The organism is Streptomyces sp. NPDC051940, from assembly GCF_040680895.1.
In the GTDB taxonomy this organism is placed as follows: domain Bacteria; phylum Actinomycetota; class Actinomycetes; order Streptomycetales; family Streptomycetaceae; genus Streptomyces.
In genome coordinates this window covers 1-19,473 of the sequence record NZ_JBFAXR010000148.1, presented here as the reverse complement: position 1 = coordinate 19,473, position 19,473 = coordinate 1, and the positions used below count along the sequence as shown (strand labels likewise).

The following is a 19,473-nucleotide window of genomic DNA, read 5'->3' as shown; positions in this document are numbered from 1 at the left end:
TGCGGTGTCGAGGTGGCGACCAAGGAATCAGACTGCTGGACCGACAACCTGGTGGCTTTGATCGCAGCCGCCGTGGCAGACGCACCGGGAGCGCCCACCCGACCGCACCGGACGCCCACCACCACGGCGGTCCTGACCAGCCCGCACCACAACCACACAAACAGACGGCCTGCCCCGACCCACCGGGGCTGGCCGTCCTGCGCTCACACAGACCAGGCAGCCTTCCCACACCCGAAGACCCCGGGAACGACGCCACCAACCACCCCGAACAGGCTCGAACGGACCCCAGAAACGACAAAGATCCCGGCGATCTTCATGATCGCCAGGATCTCGTCAACCGTTCCCGAGCGAACTCGAGAACGGCCCTGCTGTGGACCTGAGGGGATTCGAACCCCTGACCCCCTCGATGCGAACGAGGTGCGCTACCGGACTGCGCCACAGGCCCTTGCAACGGAGTGAACATTAGCATCCCGAGCTGGCTGCGGTGAAATCCGTTTGGCGTGGGTGCGGGGGGAGTGACGCGGGTTACGCGCGGGGGCCGTCGCGGCGTCGCTACTCGTTCGCCGCGCGTTTGCGGTCGTGGTCCGCGTACTGGTCGAAGAGCGGTGTGCGTGAGCGGCGCTGGCGTTGGGGTTCCTCCGGCGGGGCCGCCGGGGTGGCGGGTGTGGCCGACGCGGGCGCCGAGGAGGAGCGGGCCGAGCTCCAGGCGTCCGGGGCCTCCAGGTCCAGGCCCTGCGTGGCGCGCGGGGCCACCGGGGCCGTGACGTACGTCGGGAGCGGCACCGGGACCGGGTCCCAGCCGGAGCCCGCCGGGCGGGGGCGCTCCGGCTCGCGCTGGGCGTCCACCCACTCCGCGTGGTCCGTCTGCTCGACGAGTGCCCGGCGGTCCGCCTCGTACGGCGACGGGGCCGGCTCCCCGGGCTCCTCCGGCTCGGTGTGCAGCTGCGTGGGCGCCTCCGGCGCGTGCTGCGGCTCCGGCCGCTCGACGGCGGCCGGCTCCCGGCGGACCTCCGCCGCGCGCCGGGCGTGCAGGCGCTGCGCGGCGGCCGCGCCGCGGCGCTGGTCGACGGAAGCGGCGAAGCGGCGGCGCTCCGTGGCGCGCAGATGGACGACGTACGCCGTGAGCAGGGCGGCGGGGATCGCGACGGCCCACAGGTAGCGCAGGCCGCCGACCGCCGCGAGGATCGCGCCGGCCGTCAGAGCCAGGAAGAGGAGCGTGGTGGTGCGTCGGCGCCGGGCCATCACCTTGGCGCGGGCCGCGCGCTCAGCGGCGGGCTGCGGGGTCGTGGGCATACGGCGGCGAGCGGCGTGTGCCGGTTGCGCGCCGGGGGCGGGCGGCGCTTCCTCCGCGCCCTGCCCGGACGGAACGGACTGAACGGACGGAACCGACGCGGACGCCCCGGACGCGGGCAGCACGGAGTCCCGGGCGTCCGGTTCGTCGGCGTCCCGGGGCTCGGGGGCGTCCTCGGCGCTACGGCGGTCCGCCGCTCCGCGTCCGGTCAGCAGCCGGATGGCGGTGCTGAAGCGTTCCGTCGGACGGGCTTCGTTCAGCTCGTCCTGCCTACGAAGCCACATCGGAACCAAGTAGGCGGCCCAGGCCCCCACAATCATTGCGTAGATGAGGCCGCTGCTGCTCACGCCTTACACGGTAGAGGTGTTGGAGAGGCGGCATCTGCCAATTGGCTCGGTGTGTCGCACCATCTGGCTCATATCTCGAGCTTTTCTTCTGATTTTTGCGCGAGATGGGCCGTCCGATGGGATATTTTCGAACGTTTATTTTATTCCGCGTTGGGGTGCGGAGACCGCGGCGACTGCAGTCGGCGCTGCGAACGCCACCGCGTCACCAGCCCTTCCGGCACTTCCTCCACCGTCATCGCGTAGACGAGATGGTCGCGCCACGCGCCGTCGATGTGCAGGTAGCGGGGCCGCAGCCCCTCCTCGCGGAATCCGAGCTTTTCCACGACGCGGCGGCTGGGGCCGTTTTCCGGGCGGATGCAGACTTCGATGCGGTGCAGGCCCGCGACCCGGAAGCAGTGGTCGACCACGAGCGCCACGGCCGTCGGCATCACCCCGCGGCCGGCGACGGACTCGTCCACCCAGTAGCCGATATGGCCGGAACGCATCGAGCCCCAGGTGATTCCGGCGACCGTGAGCTGACCGACGAGCTGTCCCTCGTACTCGATGACGAAAGGCAGCATGCGGCCGGCCGACGCCTCGGTGCGCAGATGGCGGACCATCTGCCGGTACGTCGGACGGCGCACGGGCGACTGGCCGGGGAGCGTCGGGGGCACGGTGGCCTCCCAGCGGCGCAGCCAGTCGCGGTTGCGCCGGTTGACCTCGCGCCAGAAGCGCTGGTCGCGCAGCCGGATGGGGCGGAGGTGGACCGGGCCCTCCGCCAGCTCCACGGGCCAGTACGCGTTCAGTGGGCACCGCCCGGGGCGTCCGGTCTCGGGTGGTCGCCGCCGCGGAGCTGGGACGTCGCGTGCGGGAGGAGCCCGGCGAGGACGGCGAGGCCGTCGCGGACGCCGCCGGTGGAGCCGGGGAGGTTGACGATCAGCGTGCGGCCCGCGACCCCGGCCAGGCCCCGGGAGAGGGCGGCGGTCGGCACCTTCGCCAGGCCGTACGCGCGGATGGCCTCGGGGATGCCGGGGATGTCGTAGTCGAGCACGCGCCGGGTCATCTCGGGCGTTGCGTCCGTGGGCGAGATGCCCGTACCGCCGGTGGTGAGGATGACGTCGAAGCCCTCGGCGACGCCCGCGCGGAGCGCCTCCTCGACCGCCTCGCCGTCGGGGACGACACGGGGGCCGGCGACGGCGAAGCCCATCGCGGTGAGGCCCTCGACCAGCAGCGGGCCGCCCTTGTCCTCGTACACGCCGGCGGAGGCGCGGTTGGAGACGGTGACGGCGAGGGCGCGCGGGGCGGGGCTCATCCGGCGGCCTCCCCGGTGGTCGCGGACGGCTCGCCGGTGGCCGCGGAGGGCTCGCGGTGCCAGTCGCCGGACTTACCGCCGGTCTTGTCCTCCACCCGTACGTCGGTGATCACGGCGCCCTTGTCGACCGCCTTGACCATGTCGACGACGGTGAGGGCGGCGACGGAGACGGCGGTGAGGGCCTCCATCTCCACGCCCGTGCGGTCCGTCGTCTTCACCGTGGCCGTGATCTCGACGGCGTCGTCGCGGACCGCGAGGTCCACCTTGACGCCGGAGACGGCCAGCGGATGGCACAGGGGGATGAGGTCCGGGGTGCGCTTGGCGCCCATGATGCCGGCGATCCGGGCGGTGGCCAGGGCGTCGCCCTTCGGTACGCCCTCGCCGCGCAGCAGCTCGATGACGCGGGGGGCGACGCGGACCCGGCCGGTGGCGCGGGCCGTACGGGTCGTGACGTCCTTCGCGGACACGTCGACCATGCGCGCGGCGCCGGCCTCGTCGATGTGCGTGAGACGGGACTGGGTGTCCGGCTCGGACTGGGCGGACTGGGCGGTCATGCTGCGTGGGCTCCCGGGGTCAGTGCGTGCGCAGTCACCGTACCCGGTGAGCGCGCCCGCTCCCTATGCCTGCCGTCGATACGCCCGCCCCGGCCCGGCGGTTCAGTCCAACGGGATCACCGTGACATCGGTGTCCGGGGCGACCTCGGTGACGTCCTCCGGGATCACCATCAGCGCGTTCGCCTGGGCCAGGGCCGCCACCAGATGGGAGCCCGCGCCGCCGACCGGGCGGACCGTCCCGGACACGGGGTCGTAACCGCCGCGGAGGAACTGGCGTCTGCCCGACGGGGATTCGAGGGGCTTGTCGCAGACGAGGCGGGCCGTGACGGCGGGGCGGGACTCCGGGGTCAGGCCCATGAGGCGGCGGATCACCGGGCGGACGAAGAGCTCGAAGGAGACGTACGCGCTGACCGGGTTGCCGGGGAGGGCGAGCAGCGGCGTGAGGTCCGCGCCGATCCGGCCGAAGCCCTGGGGCTTGCCCGGCTGCATGGCCAGCTTGCGGAAGTCGACGCCCGTGCCCTCGCCGCCCTCCACCCCGCTCAGGGCCTCCTTGACCACGTCGTACGCCCCGACGCTCACCCCGCCGCTGGTGACCACCGCGTCCGCCCGGATCAGCTGGTCCTCGAGCGTGGCGCGCAGGGTCTCCGCGTCGTCGGCGACGGCGCCGACCCGGTAGGCGATGGCGCCGGCGTCCTTCGCGGCGGCCGTCAGGGCGAAGCTGTTCGAGTCGTGGATCCGGCCGGGGCCGAGCGGCTCGCCGGGCGGGACCAGCTCGCTGCCCGTGGACATCACGACGACCCGGGGCCGGGGCCGTACCTTCACCGAGCCGCGGCCGATCGCCGCGAGCAGGGCGATCTGCGCCGGCCCGAGCAGTGTGCCGGCGGCCAGCGCCAGCTCGCCGGCGGCGACGTCGCTGCCGCGGGTGCGCACATGCGCCCCCTCGGCCGCCGGCCGGTGCACCGCGACCGAGCCGCCCGCGCCCTCCGGTGCGGCGCTGTGCGCGCGCATCGTCGTCACCGGGCCGCCGCCCGTACCGCCGTCCGTCCACTCGACGGGCACGACGGCCTCGGCCCCGGGCGGCAGGGGCGCGCCGGTCATGATGCGCGCCGCCTCGCCGGGGCCGACGGTGGGCAGCTCACCGCTGCCGGCCGCCACGTCGCCGATGACGGTGAGGCGGGCGGGGAACTCCTCGCTCGCCTCGGCCACATCGGCCACGCGCACGGCGTACCCGTCCATCGAGCTGTTGTCGAAGGGCGGCAGCGCCGCCGGCACCGTCACGTCCTCCACCAGGACACACCCCTGCGCCTCCAGCAGCTGCAGCTCCAGCGGCTCCAGGGGCCGGATCTGCCGGAGGATGTCGGCGAGGTGCTCGTCGACCGACCAGACGCCGTCGGGCCGCACCGGGTCGCCCGACGCGTCGCCCCGGGCAGCCGCGCCGTCCGCGTCCCCCGCCGTCGGCCCGTCCGCGTTCACCGGTGTGTCCTTGGTGGTGCTCAACTCGTCATCTCCTCCGCGACAAACGTCTGCAGCCAGGTCCGGAAATCGGCGCCCAGGTCCTCACGTTCGCATGCGAGTCTGACAATCGCCCGCAGATAGTCGCCGCGGTCCCCGGTGTCGTACCGCCGGCCGCGGAAGACCACGCCGTGCACCGGACCGCCGATGGACGGGTCGGCCACCATGGCCTGCAGGGCGTCCGTCAGCTGGATCTCGTTGCCCCGGCCGGGCTCCGTCTTGCCGAGGACCTCGAAGACGGCCGGGTCCAGGACATAGCGGCCGATCACCGCGTAGTTGCTGGGCGCGTCCGCCACGTCGGGCTTCTCGACCAGGCCGGTGACGCGGACCACGTCGTCCTCGCCGCCGGGCTCCACGGCCGCGCAGCCGTAGAGGTGGATCTGCGCCGGGTCGACCTCCATGAGCGCGATCACGCTGCCGCCGCGCTCGCGCTGTATGTCGGTCATCCGGGACAGCAGCGGGTCGCGCGGGTCGATCAGGTCGTCGCCCAGCAGGACGGCGAAGGGCTGGTCGCCGACGTGCGGCTCGGCGCACAGCACGGCGTGGCCCAGGCCGCGGGGGTCGCCCTGGCGGACGTAGTGGATGTCGGCCAGGCCCGTGGACTCCTCGACGGCCGCGAGCCGCGCCTCGTCGCCCTTCCTGCGCAGGGCCTCCTCGAGCTCGTAGTTGCGGTCGAAGTGGTCCTCCAGCGGCCGCTTGTTGCGACCGGTCACCATGAGCACGTCGGACAGCCCGGCGGAGACGGCCTCCTCGACGACGTACTGGATCGCCGGTTTGTCGACCACCGGCAGCATTTCCTTCGGGGTGGCCTTCGTGGCGGGCAGGAAGCGGGTGCCGAGGCCCGCCGCCGGGATGACCGCCTTGGTGATCCGGGTACGCGATGAAGTCATGTCGAGCACCATATCCGTAGTGATGAAGGGAAGATGAGCGTCCGAGTGAGTATGTCCCTGTACGGGATGCTTTGAGTCATCGGACAGGTGTGCAGTGTAGGAAAGCGGGGTTGCCGGGACGTCTCGGTAGGGTGTGCTCCGCGTTGACGGGACAAGTTGACGGGCAGGTCGGCGGAGCCGGCCGACGGGACAGGCCGACGCGACAGGCGGACGGAGCCGGCCGACGCGACAGGCCGACAGGACGAGAGGCGTGAGGGCCGCGGATGGATGCGGGTGACGGCGGCAAGGCCGGGCTGCGACGGAGGCTGCTGGCGGCGCGCGCCGCGCTGGGCGCCGAGGAGGTCGCCGCGGCCGGCGAGGCGCTGGCGCGGCTGGTGCCCGCGGTGCCGGAGCTGGCGCGGGCGGGCACCGTCGCGGCGTACGTCTCCGTGGGGCGCGAGCCCGGCACCCGCGCGCTGATCGACGTACTCCACGCGCGGGGCGTACGGGTGCTGCTGCCGGTGCTCCTGCCGGACAACGATCTGGACTGGGCGCTGTACGACGGCCCCTCCTCCCTCGCGCCCGCCGGCCGCGGGCTGCTGGAGCCCACCGGCCCGCGGCTCGGTGTGTCGGCCGTGGCGAAGGCCGACGCGGTGCTGCTGCCCGGCCTCGCCGTCGACGAGCGGGGGCTGCGGCTGGGCCGCGGCGGCGGCTCGTACGACCGGGTGCTGGCCCGGCTCGAGGCGGCGGGTGCCGGGCCGGCGATGCTGGTGCTGCTGTACGACGGCGAGGTGCTGGCCGAGGTGCCCGCGGAGCCCCACGACCGGCCCGTCCAGGCCGCCGTCACACCGTCGGGGGTGCACCGCTTCCGTACGGGGGCCTGAGCACCCGCGGGTCTGCGGCGCCGGCCCCCTCCACGTCGGTCGGTCTACGGCTTCAGCACCATCGTCGCCTCGGCGGCCGCCTCCACGGCCTTCGGCGACGACGGCCAGTCGAACAGCTCGCCCCTCGCCCACTCGTCCGTCTGGTCCGTGTAGTGGGAGCTGCGCGCGTGGCCGGAGGCGCCGGTGAGGTTGATCCACTGCGATTTGTCGAGGTCGGCGAGGTCGACGACCATCCGCATGGACGGCACCCACATCACCTCGTACCCGCCGGCCGCGTTCCAGCCGGTGGCGTTGACGGTGGACTCGCCGCCGCTGAGGTTCCACGGGCCGCGGTTGAGGAGCCACTGGATGAAGCCGGGGCCCTCCTTGCCGAGGGTCTGGTTCCGCAGCATCAGCCGGTGCGCCCGGCCCCAGTTCCAGGTGTCGATGTCCTTGCCCAGCTTGGCGGTGAGCTCCCAGCGGGCCTCCTTCATCGCGCGGGCGAAGAGCTCGTCGCGGTTCTGGGTGCCGTCGCCGCTGTGGGCGCGGGTGTCGGGCGTGACCCACCACTCGTTGTCGGGGTCCTCGACCAGGTTGCGTACGACCTCGAACCACCGGTCACCGCCGTCCGGCTGCGCGGCGGAGGGCTCGCGCTCGCCGCACTCGACGACCTTGTTCTCCGGGGCGTCGGACTGCTTGGCCGTGGGCACGCTCAGGCACTCGCCCTCGACGCGCAGCTCCTTGGGCATCTTCTCGCCGAAGGCGAGCATCAGGATGTTGCGCCAGACGGCGTTGAAGTACGCGGCACCGGCCGAGTCGGCGTCCTGCATGTAGTCCCAGTCCTTCAGCAGGTCCTGGGCCTCGCGCACCATCGGGTCGTCGATCTTCACCTTCAGCAGCATCGGCGTGAGCAGAGCGCCGATCTCGCTGTGGCTGTCCATCTGCATGGTCGCCATGTCGGCCGGGGAGATCTTGCCGCCGTCCTTGGTCTTGTCCTTGATCAGGTTGTTGATGCGCTGGCTGCGCGCGCCGTAGCCGGGGTCGGCGGTGATGTCGTACGGGTACTCGCGCTCGTCGATCACGGCCTGGTTGGCGGTGACGATGTAGCCGCGCTCCGGGTTCTCCTCCCAGGGCAGGGCGTCCTGCGGGATCCAGCCCTTCCACCGGTACGACGAGTCCCAGCCGGGCAGCGGCGTGCTGCCGTCCGCTCCGCCGCCGCGGATCGGGATCTTCCCCGGCGCCTGGTAGCCGATGTTCCCGGAGCGGTCGGCGTAGATGAGGTTCTGCGAGGGGACCGCGAAGTCGCGGGCGGCGGCCCGGAACTCCTGGAAGTTCTGGGCCCGGTCCAGCTCGAAGACGGAGTCCATCGTGTTGGACGGGTCGAGGGCCGTCCAGCGCAGCGCCACCGCGTACCCGTCGCCCCGGTCGGGGGCGGAGGACGCCACCGGGGCGCTCTTGCCGACGTCCTCCAGCTCGTCGTCGCGGTCGGAGACGATCGGCCCGTTCTCCGTGGAGCGGACGGTGATCTTCTTCGTCGCGCCGTCGGCGCTCTTCAGCGTCTCCGTGCGGGTGGTGAACTTCTTCGCCTTGCCGTCGACCTCGTAGCTGCCGTCGGCGTTGACCTTCTCCAGATACAGGTCGGCGACGTCGGCGCCGAGGTTGGTGAAGCCCCAGGAGATGGTCTGGTTGTGGCCGATGACCACGCCCGGCAGTCCGGAGAAGGTGAAGCCGCTGACGTCGTACGGGCATTCCTCGGAGACGGACCGGCAGTGCAGGCCCATCTGGTACCAGACGGACGGCAGCTGCGGCGCCAGGTGCGGGTCGTTGGCCAGCAGCGGCATGCCCGTGGTGGTGTGGTCGCCGTCCACCACCCAGGAGTTGGAGCCGATGCCGCTGCCGCTCGGGCCCAGTAGGGACGGCACGCGGGCGATGTTGCGGGACAGCGCGGCGAGCTGGGTCTGCACCTGGGCGCCGGCGGCGCCCGCGGTCGTCAGCGTCGAGGCGGCGAGCGCGCCCTGCGGGTCGTACGTGCCGTTCTTGACCGTGCCCGCGTCGACGATCGGCCGGTTGCGGTCGTACGGGTACGGCGGGTAGAGCTCGGCGATCTGGCCCTTGTCGAAGCGGGTCGTCATCAGCGACCGGTCGATCTCGTCCTCCATGTTGGCCCGCAGGTCCCAGGCCATGGCCTTCAGCCAGGCGACGGAGTCGACGGGGGTCCAGGGGGACGGCTCGTAGTCGTTGGTCAGGCCCAGCGCGGCGTACTCGACGGACAGCTCGGAGCCCTTGTGGTCCTTCAGATAGGCGTTGACGCCCGCGGTGTACGCCTGCAGATACGCCTTGGTGGTGTCCGACAGCTTGGTGTCGTACTCCTTCTGCGCCACACCGTGCCAGTCGAGGGTGCGCAGGAAGGCGTCCGTGTCGAACTCGCCCTTGCCGAACATCTCGGCCAGCCGGCCCGACGTCACGTGCCGGCGTACGTCCATCTCCCAGAAGCGGTCCTGGGCCTGGACGTACCCCTGTGCGCGGAAGAGGTCCTCGGGGGTGCTGGCGTAGAGCTGCGGTACGCCCTGGGCGTCGCGTTTGACGTCGACGGGGCGGGTCAGGCCCTTGAGTTTGAGGGAGCCCGTGGTCTGCGGGAGGGAGTCGCGCACCGTGGCGACGGCCCAGAACGCCCCGGCGCCCAGACCGAGAACGAGGGCGAGGGCAACCCCGAGCACGATCAGCCGTGTCCGCTTCCCGGCGCGCCGCTTCTTCGTCGGAGAGCTGTTCTCGTTGCCGGGCATCGCTGTCCTTCGAGGGGGCTGGGACCAAGGTGCAGGAGCAACCATAGGCGCACCGTCAAGGCACGCAGGCGCCGAGGGGCGGCTCGACGCCCCTTCCTCCGGTTTGGGGGGTGAAGCGGTCGTCCGGTCCGGCCGTCCGTTCGAGACGGGGACGTCGGCGACGGGGTCGGCGTCCGGGTCCGCGTCCGCGTCCGCGTCCGCGTGCGGAGGTGGGCGACGGCGGGCGGAGGTGCGGGGAGGGCAGGTAAATTCTTGGCCAAAGGCACGAGCGGAAGCGGAGGGGCACACTCTGACAGTCGACGACCTCAACCGCCTCCTGCTCATCTCCTCGCTGATCCTCATCGCCGCCGTGGCGGCCGTGCGGCTGGCCTCCCGTACGGGACTGCCGTCGCTGCTGCTCTACATGGGCATCGGTGTGGCGGTCGGCGAGGACGGGCTCGGGCTCGCCTTCGACGACGCGATGTTCACGCAGGTCGTCGGGTACGCGGCGCTGGCGGTGATCCTGGCGGAGGGCGGTCTCGGAACCAAGTGGTCCGAGATCAGACCCGTGCTGCCCGCCGCCGTATCGCTCTCCCTACTGGGCGTCGCGATCAGCGTCGGGGTCGTCGCGACCGGAGCGCACTATCTCGTCGGCCTGGACTGGCGCCCGTCCCTGATCATCGCGGCGGTCGTGTCCTCCACGGACGCGGCGGCGGTGTTCTCCGTCCTGCGCAAGGTCCCGCTGCCGAAACGGGTCACCGGAACGCTGGAGGCGGAGTCCGGTTTCAACGACGCACCGGTCGTGCTGCTCGTCGTCGCCCTTTCCACCTCGGAGACCATCGGCCCCTGGTACACGCTGCTGGGCACCATCGCCCTGGAGCTCGCCATCGGCGCGGCCGTCGGCGTCGCGGTGGGCTTCCTCGGCTCGTTCGGCCTGCGCCACGTGGCCCTCCCGGCCTCCGGCCTGTACCCGATCGCCGTGATGGCGATCGCCATCGGCGCGTACGCCGCGGGCGCGCTGGCCCACGGCAGCGGCTTCCTCGCGGTCTATCTGGCGGCGATGGTGCTCGGGAACTCCAAGCTGCCGCACTCGAGCGCCACCCGGGGCTTCGCGGACGGCCTCGGCTGGATCGCCCAGATCGGCATGTTCGTCCTGCTCGGCCTGCTGGTCACGCCGCACGAGCTGGCGGACGACATCCTGCCGGCGGTCATCATCGGCCTGGTCCTGACCGTGGTGGCGCGGCCCGCCGAGGTCGTCCTCAGCCTGCTGCCGTTCCGCATCCCGTGGCGCGAGCAGGCGCTGATGTCCTGGGCGGGCCTGCGCGGTGCGGTGCCGATCATCCTGGCGACGATCCCCATGGTGGAGGGCGTCCCCGAGAACCAGAAGATGTTCAACATCGTCTTCATGCTGGTGATCGTCTACACGCTGGTCCAGGGCCCGACGCTGCCCTGGTTCGCAAAGTGGCTCGATCTGGGGGACGCGGAGGCGGCGTACGACCTCGGCATCGAGTCCGCCCCTCTGGAGCGGCTGCGCGGCCACCTGCTCTCGCTGTCCGTGCCGGCCCGGTCGCGGATGGTCGGCGTGGAGGTCGGCGAGCTGCGGCTGCCGAAGGGGGCGGCGGTGACGCTCGTCGTACGGAACGGGTCGAGCTTCGTGCCGGCTCCGGAGACGGTGCTGCGGGCGGGGGACGAGCTGCTGGTCGTGGCCACGGACGATGTGCGGGACGTGGCCGAGAAGCGGCTGCGGTCCGTGGGCAGGGGCGGGAAGCTGGCGGGGTGGCTGGGGACGGGGTGAGCGGGCTTCGCAGGCGCTGGTGATGCCGGCTGGGCAGGGCGCCGGTGATGCCGACTGGACCGGACGCCGGTGACGCCTCTCACACTGGGCTGACCTGGGCTTTTGTCATGGCGTATGCTGGACAGGTCCAGCTGCGTGCTGGATGCAACCAATCGACACCAACTCTGTCCGACGCAGAGCTGGCGCGACCGCCCCGCACCCGAGCCGCAAACGGGTGCGCTCCGGCCGCGGCCCTCCTGCCCCCTTGAGGCGCAGGCCACCGTCCCCTGGTGCGGGCCCGGCGAGCCGGCCGGTACGACGCCGTGTGGACAGCTCTCGGCGGTGGCCCCTTTCCGGGCCCGCGCTACCGGACGGCAGGAAGGAATGGCCGTGGCTTCCGCGGTCACCTCTGACATGACGTCCCGTCCGGGTTACGGCCAGCTGCTGCGTACGCCCGGCGCGCTGTCGTTTCTGCTGCCCGGCTTCGCCGCCCGGCAGCCCTTCGCGATGCTGACGATCAGCATCGTGCTGCTCGTGCAGCACACCACCGGCAGCTACGGCACGGCCGGCCTCGTCGCCGCGTCCGCCGGTCTGGCCGTCGCCCTGTTCGCGCCCGTGAGCGGCAAGCTGAGCGACCGGTACGGGCAGAGCCGGGTGCTGGTCCCCACGGTCGCGGTGCACGCCGCGGCGGTGGTCACCCTCCCCCTGCTGGCGCTGTCCGACGCCCCGACCGCCGTACTGATGGCCGCCGCGGTCGCCGCCGGCGCCTCGATCCCGCAGATCGGCCCGATGGTCCGGGCCCGGTGGGCGGCGCGGCTGCCCGTCGGCTCCCCGCTGCAGCACAAGGCGGCCGCCTTCGAATCGGTGACGGACGAGTTCACGTTCGTCGTCGGCCCGGTGGTCGCCGCCGCGCTGTGCACCAGCGTGCATCCGGCCGCCGGTCTGTTCACCGAGGCCGTGCTGACGCTGGCCGGCGGGATGCTGTTCGCCGCCTCCCGCCGTACGGCCCCGCCCGTCGCGCCCGCCGGGCAGCGCCAGAAGCACCCGTCGGCGCTGCGCGTGCCCGGCGTGCGGGTGCTCGCCGTCGTCTTCCTGGGCATCGGCTCGGTCTTCGGCGGCATGCAGGTGAGCCTGACGGCCTTCACCGAGGAGATCGGCAACCCGGGCGCGAACGGCGTGCTGTACGGCATCTTCGCCGCGGGCAACATGCTGGCCGGTATCGCCTTCGGGATGATCCACTGGAAGGTCCCGCCGCGCCGCCGCCTGCTCGTCGCGTACCCGCTGCTCGTCGCGGCGACCGCCGGTCTGTGGGCGGTGCACTCGGCGCCGCTGCTGGGCGTGCTGGGCCTGCTCGTCGGCGTCTGCATCGCGCCGGCCCTGATCACCGGCTTCACGCTGGTCGACCAGCTGGTCCCGGCCGCGTCGCGGACCGAGGCGTTCACCTGGCTGACCGGCTCCGTGGCGCTCGGCCAGGCCGCCGCCGCGAGCGCCGCCGGCCAACTGACGGACGCGGGCGGCTCGTCGCTGGGCTTCCTGGTGCCCCTGGCCGGCACGGGTCTGGCCGCCGTCACGCTGCTCGCGCTGCGCTCGCGGCTGACGTCGTCGCCGGCCGCTGCGCCGGTCCGGAGCCGGGTCGCGGCGCGTGGCCTGGGTCACCGCGAAGCGGTCGCGGTGGACTGATGACCCGGGAATACTGCAAAATGGATCGTCGTTAGCACTCCACAGGTGAGAGTGCCAGCCCGGAGGAAGCAAACAGTGCCGACCTACCAGTACCAGTGCACCGAGTGCGGCGAGGGCCTCGAAGCGGTGCAGAAGTTCACCGACGACGCGCTGACGGAGTGCCCTGCCTGCGGCGGGAAGCTGCGCAAGGTGTTCTCGGCGGTCGGCGTGGTCTTCAAGGGCTCCGGCTTCTACCGCACGGACAGCAGGGGCGGGTCGTCGAGTTCGTCGGTGCCCTCGAAGTCGACTGCGTCGACTTCGTCCGACAAGTCCTCGTCGTCTTCGTCTTCGTCCTCCTCGGACAAGTCGTCGTCGACGACGACTTCGACGTCGTCGAGCAGCTCGAAGTCGTCAAGCTCGGCAGCCTGACCGAACGGGCCCACGCTTCGCAGCCCCATCACCCGCAGCGGGTGGTGGGGCATCGTCGCGCCGGGGGCGCTTCCAGCCCGCCCGGCGCTCGAGGACGAGGCGCGCAGCGCCGATGCGGTGACCAGGCGTCGCGGCGGAGATCCCAAACCCAGCCCGTCCGGCGTTTGAGGACGAGGCGCGCAGCGCCGATGCGGTGACCAGGCATCGCGGCGGAGATCCCAAACCCAGCCCGTCCGGCGTTTGAGGACGAGGCGCGCAGCGCCGATCCGCGTCAGCCGGCGCAAGGCGACCTCCAAGCCCGTCCGGCGTTTGAGGACGAGCGCCGCAGGCGCGACGGGGGCCCGGGGGCGGAGCCCCCGCAGCGGAACCCGACCCATGGAGACGCCCGCACTACTGTGGGGGGCATGACTGAGCCCAGGACCACCGCCACCCCCGAGGCGGACATCGGCGTGATCGGCGGATCAGGTTTCTACTCCTTCCTCGAGGACGTGACCGAGGTAGCCGTAGACACCCCGTACGGCCCCCCGAGCGACTCCCTCTTCCTCGGCGAGATCGCAGGAAGGCGCGTAGCCTTCCTGCCGAGGCACGGGCGCTCACACCACATCCCGCCCCACAAGATCAACTACCGCGCCAACCTCTGGGCTCTGCGATCCGTGGGCGTACGCCAGGTGATCGGCCCGTGCGCCGTCGGCGGCCTGCGCCCCGAGTACGGCCCCGGCACCCTGCTCGTACCGGACCAGGTCGTGGACCGGACGAAGTCGCGGCCCCAGAGCTTCTTCGACGGCGAGCCGAGGCAGGACGGCCGGACGCCGGCCGTGGTCCACGTGTCGTTCGCCGATCCGTACTGCCCGACGGGCCGCGAGGTGGCCCTGGCCGCGGCCCGCGGCCGGGACTGGCCGCCGGTGGACGGCGGCACGATGGTCGTGATCGAGGGCCCGCGCTTCTCGACCCGCGCGGAGTCCGTGTGGCACGCGGCGCAGGGCTGGTCGGTGGTGGGGATGACCGGCCACCCGGAGGCGATGCTGGCCCGGGAACTCGAGCTCTGCTACACCTCGATGGCGCTGGTCACGGACCTGGACGCGGGCGCGGAGACCGGGGAGGGCGTCTCGCACAAGGAGGTCCTCGAGGTCTTCGCGGCGAACGTGAGCCGGCTGCGCGAGGTGCTGTTCGACGCGGTGGCGAAGCTCCCGGAGACGGAGTCGCGCAGCTGCCTGTGCGTGAACGCGCTCGACGGCTGGGACCCCGGGATCGACCTGCCGTAGACCGGCGGTCGGAGCACCCCGGCTGGCTGGTCCGGCGCCCGGATTCCGTGCGTGAGGCGCTCGGATTCCGTACGTGAGGCACCCGGATTCCGTGCGTGAGGCGCTCGATTCACCCGTACCGGTCACCGAGTTGTCCACAACCTGAGGACAGTCCACAGGCCCCGGCGGAGACGCCGGGCCCTGCCGCATGCTGGAGGCGTTCCAGTCCCGCTCCCGAGGTGGTGGTTTCGATGACGACCGGACGCTCGCCCGCCTTCGCACCCGTCCGTACGTGCGGACGGCACCGTCTGCGACGTGCGGTACGCCGACGGCGCCGGGTGCTCGCGGCGGGCCTGGCGGTGACGGCGGCGGCGCTGGCGGCGGGCGGACCGCGCGGGCCCTCGTCCGACCGCTCGCAGGTGGCCTCGTGTACCGATGCCCGCTCACCGAATCGGATCAACGGGTTGGACAATCCACATGCTTAGTGCCGTAATTCTTGGAACGGTTCATTCCGGACGGAGAACGGGGCAGACGCGTGTCGGAGACCGACGGCAGCAAGGGCATGTTCGGCGGCTTCAAAGACTTCCTCATGCGCGGGAACATCATCGACCTGGCGGTCGCGGTGGTCATCGGCGCGGCGTTCACGAAGGTCGTGGACGCGGTGGTGAAGGGATTCATCAACCCGTTGATCGGCTCCCTCGGTTCGAAGGACCTGGAGAGCTACACGTCCTGTCTCGGTACGTGTGTCTACAAGAACGGCCAGATCGTCGAGGGCATCGGGATCAACTGGGGTTCGATCCTCAGCGCGCTGATCACGTTCGTACTGACCGCCGCGGTCGTCTACTTCGCCATGGTGCGGCCGATGAAGCGGTACATGGAGAAGCGCGGCATGGACACCTCTCCGGCGCAGACCGAGGTGGATCTGCTCACCGAGATCCGGGACGAGTTGGTGGCCGCCCGGCGCGACGGTGGCGGCGCGCCGATCGGCTCATAGGCAGGGTCGTGGCGCGCGTACGCTGCCGGGCATGACACGCGATGCGATCACCGATGTGGCCGGGCTCCGCGTGGGGCACGCCGAGCGGGTGGGCGACGGCTGGCTGACCGGGGTGACGGTGGTGCTGGCGCCGCCGGGCGGGGCGGTCGCGGCGGTGGACGTGCGGGGTGGCGGTCCGGGGACGCGGGAGACGGACGCGCTGGATCCGCGCAACCTCGTGCAGGCGGTCGAGGCCGTCGTCCTAACCGGGGGCAGCGCGTTCGGGCTGGACGCGGTGGGGGGTGTGGTGCGGTGGCTGGAGGAGCAGGGCCGTGGCTTCCGGGTGGGTCCTGACCCTGCGCAGGTGGTGCCGGTCGTGCCGGCGGCGGCGCTGTTCGACCTCGGCCGCGGGGGTGACTGGCGCGCGCGGCCGGACGCGGCCATGGGTTACCGGGCGGCGGTCGCCGCGGCGTCCGGTGTCGTGCCGGCGGCGGTCGAGGGCAACGTCGGTGCCGGGACGGGGGCCGTGGCAGGGGGGATGAAGGGAGGTGTCGGCACGGCGAGCGTGGTTCTGGCCTCCGGCCACACGGTGGGCGCGCTCGCGGTGGTGAACGCGGCGGGGTCGACCGTGGACCCGGGGAGCGGGGTGCTGTACGGAGGGCTGTACGACGAGGGACTGGGGCTGGGTCGCCCCGCGGCCGAGGTGCACGCCGCCGCCCGGGCGCGGCTCGCGGCGGCCCGGGAGGAGTCGGCGAACCGGTTCGCCGCGTCCGCCCGGCCTCCGCTGAACACCACCCTCGCCGTGGTGGCGACGGACGCGGTCCTCTCCCCCGCCCAGGCGCAGAAGCTCGCCGGCACGGCGCACGACGGGCTGGCGCGCGCGGTGCGGCCGGTGCATCTGCTGTCGGACGGGGACACGGTGTTCGCCCTGGCGACCGGCGAGCGGCCGCTTGTGCCTGCGGGCCCGGAGGCCTCGGAGGTCGACCCCGCGCTCTCCGTCCACGTGGAGGCCGGCGCCCTGAACGAGGTCCTCGCGGCGGGCGCGGACGCCCTGACGCGTGCCGTGGCGCGGGCGGTGCTGGCGGCGGAGTCGGTCGAGACGCCGGGCGGGGTGTTCCCCTCGTACGGCGACTTGTACGGGGCGGGGTAGGTCCGCCCTCCGCCGGTCGCGGCCCCTGCCGCATCGCAACGGCACCGGTCCGCGCCGAGCCCGGACGAGCCCCGGCCCGGTCCTCGCGGACGCTGGGCCGACCCGGCACCCCATCCTGCCGGGCATGGACGGACCCCCGCGTCAGTCCGCGCCGGAGTCGGACGTGGCCCCGGCACCGGTCCGCGCCGTGCTGGACGACGTGTACGGGACGTGCCGGGACCAGGCCACCCCGACTCCGGTGCGGACCGGAGCCGGACGTGCCCCGGCACCGGTTCGCGCCGAGCTGGACGACGCGTATGGGACGTGCCGGGACCAGGCCAACCCGGCACCGGTCCGCACCGGAGTCGGACGTGGCCCTGGCACCGGTCCGCGCCGAGCCGGACGACGTGCGGGACGTGCCGGAACCAGGCCACCCGGCACCGGTCCGTGCCTGTGCCGGGGTGTGCTCGGGCTCAGGCTCGGACCGGGGTCTCCTCTGGGACCGGGGCCGGAGCCGGGGTCGGCGCGGGCGCCGGCGTCCGGCGGGGTTTCTGGGCCGTCGACTTGAGGGTGACGACCAGTGCCGCGCTTACCAGCGTGCCCGCTGCCACGGCCACCAGGTAGAGGAGCGGGCCGCCGATCAGCGGGACCACGAACACGCCGCCGTGCGGGGCTCGGAGCGTGTTGTCGAACGCCATCGACAGCGCGCCCGTGACCGCGCCGCCCGCCATCGCCGACGGGATGACCCGGAGCGGGTCGGCCGCAGCGAAGGGGATCGCGCCCTCCGAGATGAAGGAGGCGCCGAGGACCCAGGCGGCCTTGCCGTTCTCGCGTTCCGTGCGGGTGAAGAGACCGCCCCGGACGGTCGTCGCGAGTGCCATCGCCAGCGGCGGGACCATGCCCGCGGCCATCACCGCGGCCATGACCTTCAGGCTGCCGTCGTTGGGGTTCGCGAGGCCGCCGACGGCGAAGGTGTAGGCGACCTTGTTGACCGGACCGCCCAGGTCGAAGCACATCATCAGGCCGAGGACGACGCCGAGCAGGATCGCGTTCGTACCGGAGAGGCTGCCCAGCCAGTCGGTGAGGGCACTCTGCAGGGACGCGATCGGCTTGCCGACCACCACGAACATCAGGAAGCCGACCGCCGCCGCCGACAGCAGCGGGATGACGACCACCGGCATCAGCCCCCGTAGCGTCGGTGGCACCCGCACCCGCTGGATCGCCAGCACGGTCCCGCCCGCGAGCAGACCCGCGACCAGGCCGCCCAGGAATCCCGCCTCGATGGTCAGGGCGATCGCGCCGCCGACGAAACCGGGCACCAGACCGGGCCGGTCCGCCATGCCGTACGCGATGTAACCCGCCAGCACCGGCACCAGGAACCCGAACGCCGCCCCGCCGGTCTGGAAGGCGAGCGCGGCCCAGCTGTCCGCCTGGGTCCAGCTGAAGTGCTCGGCGACCGAGGGGGCTTCGTTGATGTCGTAGCCGCCGATGGCGAAGGCCAGCGCGATCAGCAGACCACCCGCGGCGACGAACGGCACCATGTAACTGACGCCGGTCATCAGCCACTTGCGCAGCCGGGTACCGAAGCCGTCGCCCGCCGCGGCCGTCCGGTCCATGGGCGCGGACGGCGACCCCGGGCCCGTCACCTCACCGCGGGCGGCCTTCTCCCGGGCCTCCGCGATGAGTTCGGCGGGGCGGCTGATCGCGGCCTTCACGCCGACGTCGACCGTGGGCTTGCCCGCGTACCGGGCGGGCTCCCGGACCTCCACGTCGTGCGCGAGGATCACCGCGTCCGCGGCGGAGATGACCGCCGGGTCGAGGCGGTCGAAGCCGGCGGAGCCCTGCGGCTCGACGGCTATTCGCACCCCCGCCTCCCGCGCGGCCTGTTCCAGGGACTCGGCGGCCATGTAGGTGTGCGCGATGCCGGTGGGGCAGGAGGTGACGGCGACGATGAGGAAGTCCTCGGCCTTCCGCGCCTCTTCGGCATCCCTGTGCGGGAGCTGGGCCGGCACTTCCTCAGCCCCCGAGACCGGCGCCTCCTCAGCCACGAAGCCCACGGAGCCCACCGAACCCACGGAGTCCCCCGAGCCCACCGAGGCCGGCGCGTCGCCCCCCGGGGCACTCGCCGGCGCCCTGGTGCCCAGGATCAGCGCCGCCGCCTCCCCCGGCGACAACGCCGCCCGCAGCGCGGACGCGAACACCGGGTCGGCGAGGCGGCGGGCCAGGCTCGACAGGATCGTCAGATGCTCGTCGTCGGCCCCCGCCGGCGCGGCGATCAGGAACACCAGGTCCGCCGGCCCGTCCGGGGCGCCGAAGTCGATACCCCGGGCGCTGCGCCCGAACGCCAGCGTCGGCTCGGTGACATGGGCGCTGCGGCAGTGCGGGATGCCGATGCCGCCGTCGAGTCCCGTCGGCATCTGGGCCTCGCGGGCGGCCACGTCCGCCAGGAAGCCGTCGAGGTCGGTGATCCGGCCGGCCCCGGCCAGGCGTACGGCCAGCGAGCGGGCGGCCCCCTCCTTCGTCGAGGCGGTGCGGTCGAGGTGGAGGTCGACGAACGCGGGGCTGATGAGATCGCTCATGAGCGTGCTCCGGCGGGGGGTGGGGCGACCGGCTGCGTGAGGCGCCGGTCATGGGGGACATCCGGGGTGACCGTCACCCGCCCGGGGGCGAGGTCGGCCGGGGTGGGCATCGCGCTGCCCGGCAGCGTGACGGCGGCGGCGCCGTGCGCCGCGGCGGAGGCCAGCGCCGCGGGGGGGGGGGCGGCGGCGGGGGGGGTAGA

At 72.9% G+C, this 19,473-nt stretch carries 15 protein-coding genes, 1 tRNA gene and 1 pseudogene; 7 read left to right on the top strand and 10 right to left on the bottom strand.

From position 1 onward, the window contains the following. Window positions 1–371: 371 nt before the first annotated feature. The 7 genes from AB0M28_RS35145 to galU all read right to left on the bottom strand — a co-directional run bounded on the left by AB0M28_RS35145 (window position 372) and on the right by galU (window position 5,885). Window positions 372–445 (bottom strand) — tRNA-Ala (locus AB0M28_RS35145). Window positions 446–552: 107 nt separating this feature from the next. After that, window positions 553–1,638, bottom strand: a complete 1,086-nt coding sequence (gene glpR / locus AB0M28_RS35140; RefSeq protein WP_365413940.1) for a gephyrin-like molybdotransferase receptor GlpR — start codon at window positions 1,636–1,638, stop codon at window positions 553–555. 140 nt (window positions 1,639–1,778) lie between these two features. Then, the gene (locus tag AB0M28_RS35135; RefSeq protein WP_365413938.1) at window positions 1,779–2,405 is read right to left on the bottom strand and encodes a GNAT family protein; all 627 of its coding nucleotides are present in this window, start codon (window positions 2,403–2,405) and stop codon (window positions 1,779–1,781) included. 14 nt (window positions 2,406–2,419) lie between these two features. Further along, window positions 2,420–2,929: a MogA/MoaB family molybdenum cofactor biosynthesis protein gene (locus AB0M28_RS35130; RefSeq protein ID WP_365413936.1), complete on the bottom strand. Its 510-nt coding sequence runs from the start codon at window positions 2,927–2,929 to the stop codon at window positions 2,420–2,422. After that, window positions 2,926–3,483 carry a cyclic pyranopterin monophosphate synthase MoaC gene (gene moaC / locus AB0M28_RS35125; RefSeq protein WP_365413934.1) on the bottom strand — a complete coding sequence of 186 codons (558 nt, stop codon included), beginning with the start codon at window positions 3,481–3,483 and terminating at the stop codon, window positions 2,926–2,928. The genes AB0M28_RS35130 and moaC overlap by 4 nt, the downstream gene beginning before the upstream one ends. A 102-nt stretch (window positions 3,484–3,585) precedes the next feature. Next, a complete protein-coding gene (glp, locus tag AB0M28_RS35120; RefSeq protein WP_365413944.1) occupies window positions 3,586–4,884 on the bottom strand; it encodes a gephyrin-like molybdotransferase Glp in 1,299 nt (432 codons plus the stop codon). 92 nt (window positions 4,885–4,976) lie between these two features. Then, window positions 4,977–5,885: a UTP--glucose-1-phosphate uridylyltransferase GalU gene (gene galU, locus AB0M28_RS35115; RefSeq protein ID WP_365413932.1), complete on the bottom strand. Its 909-nt coding sequence runs from the start codon at window positions 5,883–5,885 to the stop codon at window positions 4,977–4,979. A 263-nt stretch (window positions 5,886–6,148) separates the two neighbouring features. Here galU and AB0M28_RS35110 point away from each other — a divergent pair, with 263 nt between their 5' ends. Beyond that, complete coding sequence (locus tag AB0M28_RS35110; RefSeq protein ID WP_365413930.1) at window positions 6,149–6,748, top strand: 5-formyltetrahydrofolate cyclo-ligase; 600 nt, start codon at window positions 6,149–6,151, stop codon at window positions 6,746–6,748. 44 nt (window positions 6,749–6,792) lie between these two features. On the opposite strand, the gene AB0M28_RS35105 is transcribed toward AB0M28_RS35110, so the two are convergent. Beyond that, window positions 6,793–9,510 carry a penicillin acylase family protein gene (locus AB0M28_RS35105; RefSeq protein WP_365413928.1) on the bottom strand — a complete coding sequence of 906 codons (2,718 nt, stop codon included), beginning with the start codon at window positions 9,508–9,510 and terminating at the stop codon, window positions 6,793–6,795. Window positions 9,511–9,739: 229 nt separating this feature from the next. On the opposite strand from AB0M28_RS35105, the gene AB0M28_RS35100 reads away from it, so the two are divergent. From AB0M28_RS35100 to AB0M28_RS35075, 6 genes are all read left to right on the top strand, one after another. After that, window positions 9,740–11,284, top strand: coding sequence for a potassium/proton antiporter (locus AB0M28_RS35100; protein WP_365413926.1), 1,545 nt, complete (start codon window positions 9,740–9,742; stop codon window positions 11,282–11,284). A 393-nt stretch (window positions 11,285–11,677) separates the two neighbouring features. Next, on the top strand, window positions 11,678–12,943 hold the full coding sequence (locus AB0M28_RS35095; protein WP_365413942.1) for an MFS transporter: 1,266 nt from the start codon (window positions 11,678–11,680) through the stop codon (window positions 12,941–12,943). Between the two features lie 75 nt (window positions 12,944–13,018). Beyond that, window positions 13,019–13,351, top strand: coding sequence for an FmdB family zinc ribbon protein (locus tag AB0M28_RS35090; RefSeq protein ID WP_365413924.1), 333 nt, complete (start codon window positions 13,019–13,021; stop codon window positions 13,349–13,351). A 404-nt stretch (window positions 13,352–13,755) separates the two neighbouring features. Further along, window positions 13,756–14,613 carry an S-methyl-5'-thioadenosine phosphorylase gene (locus tag AB0M28_RS35085; RefSeq protein WP_365413922.1) on the top strand — a complete coding sequence of 286 codons (858 nt, stop codon included), beginning with the start codon at window positions 13,756–13,758 and terminating at the stop codon, window positions 14,611–14,613. A 514-nt stretch (window positions 14,614–15,127) separates the two neighbouring features. Beyond that, complete coding sequence (mscL, locus tag AB0M28_RS35080; RefSeq protein WP_365413920.1) at window positions 15,128–15,586, top strand: large conductance mechanosensitive channel protein MscL; 459 nt, start codon at window positions 15,128–15,130, stop codon at window positions 15,584–15,586. 31 nt (window positions 15,587–15,617) lie between these two features. Continuing rightward, complete coding sequence (locus tag AB0M28_RS35075; RefSeq protein WP_365413918.1) at window positions 15,618–16,715, top strand: P1 family peptidase; 1,098 nt, start codon at window positions 15,618–15,620, stop codon at window positions 16,713–16,715. A gap of 452 nt (window positions 16,716–17,167) precedes the next feature. On the opposite strand, the gene AB0M28_RS35070 is transcribed toward AB0M28_RS35075, so the two are convergent. Next, window positions 17,168–19,273, bottom strand: a complete 2,106-nt coding sequence (locus AB0M28_RS35070; protein ID WP_365413916.1) for a fructose-specific PTS transporter subunit EIIC — start codon at window positions 19,271–19,273, stop codon at window positions 17,168–17,170. Then, window positions 19,270–19,473 (bottom strand): annotated as a pseudogene (locus AB0M28_RS35065) (hypothetical protein); the annotation flags it as partial. The gene AB0M28_RS35070 and the pseudogene AB0M28_RS35065, both read right to left, overlap by 4 nt.

Coding starts and splice junctions, on each gene's coding strand:
- AB0M28_RS35130 (WP_365413936.1), bottom strand. CDS start 2,929: ATGAGCCCCGCCCCGCGCGCCCTCGCCGTCACCGTCTCCAACCGCGCC.
- moaC (WP_365413934.1), bottom strand. CDS start 3,483: ATGACCGCCCAGTCCGCCCAGTCCGAGCCGGACACCCAGTCCCGTCTC.
- galU (WP_365413932.1), bottom strand. CDS start 5,885: ATGACTTCATCGCGTACCCGGATCACCAAGGCGGTCATCCCGGCGGCG.
- AB0M28_RS35110 (WP_365413930.1), top strand. CDS start 6,149: ATGGATGCGGGTGACGGCGGCAAGGCCGGGCTGCGACGGAGGCTGCTG.
- AB0M28_RS35105 (WP_365413928.1), bottom strand. CDS start 9,510: ATGCCCGGCAACGAGAACAGCTCTCCGACGAAGAAGCGGCGCGCCGGG.
- AB0M28_RS35095 (WP_365413942.1), top strand. CDS start 11,678: ATGACGTCCCGTCCGGGTTACGGCCAGCTGCTGCGTACGCCCGGCGCG.
- AB0M28_RS35085 (WP_365413922.1), top strand. CDS start 13,756: ATGACTGAGCCCAGGACCACCGCCACCCCCGAGGCGGACATCGGCGTG.
- AB0M28_RS35075 (WP_365413918.1), top strand. CDS start 15,618: ATGACACGCGATGCGATCACCGATGTGGCCGGGCTCCGCGTGGGGCAC.
- AB0M28_RS35070 (WP_365413916.1), bottom strand. CDS start 19,273: ATGAGCGATCTCATCAGCCCCGCGTTCGTCGACCTCCACCTCGACCGC.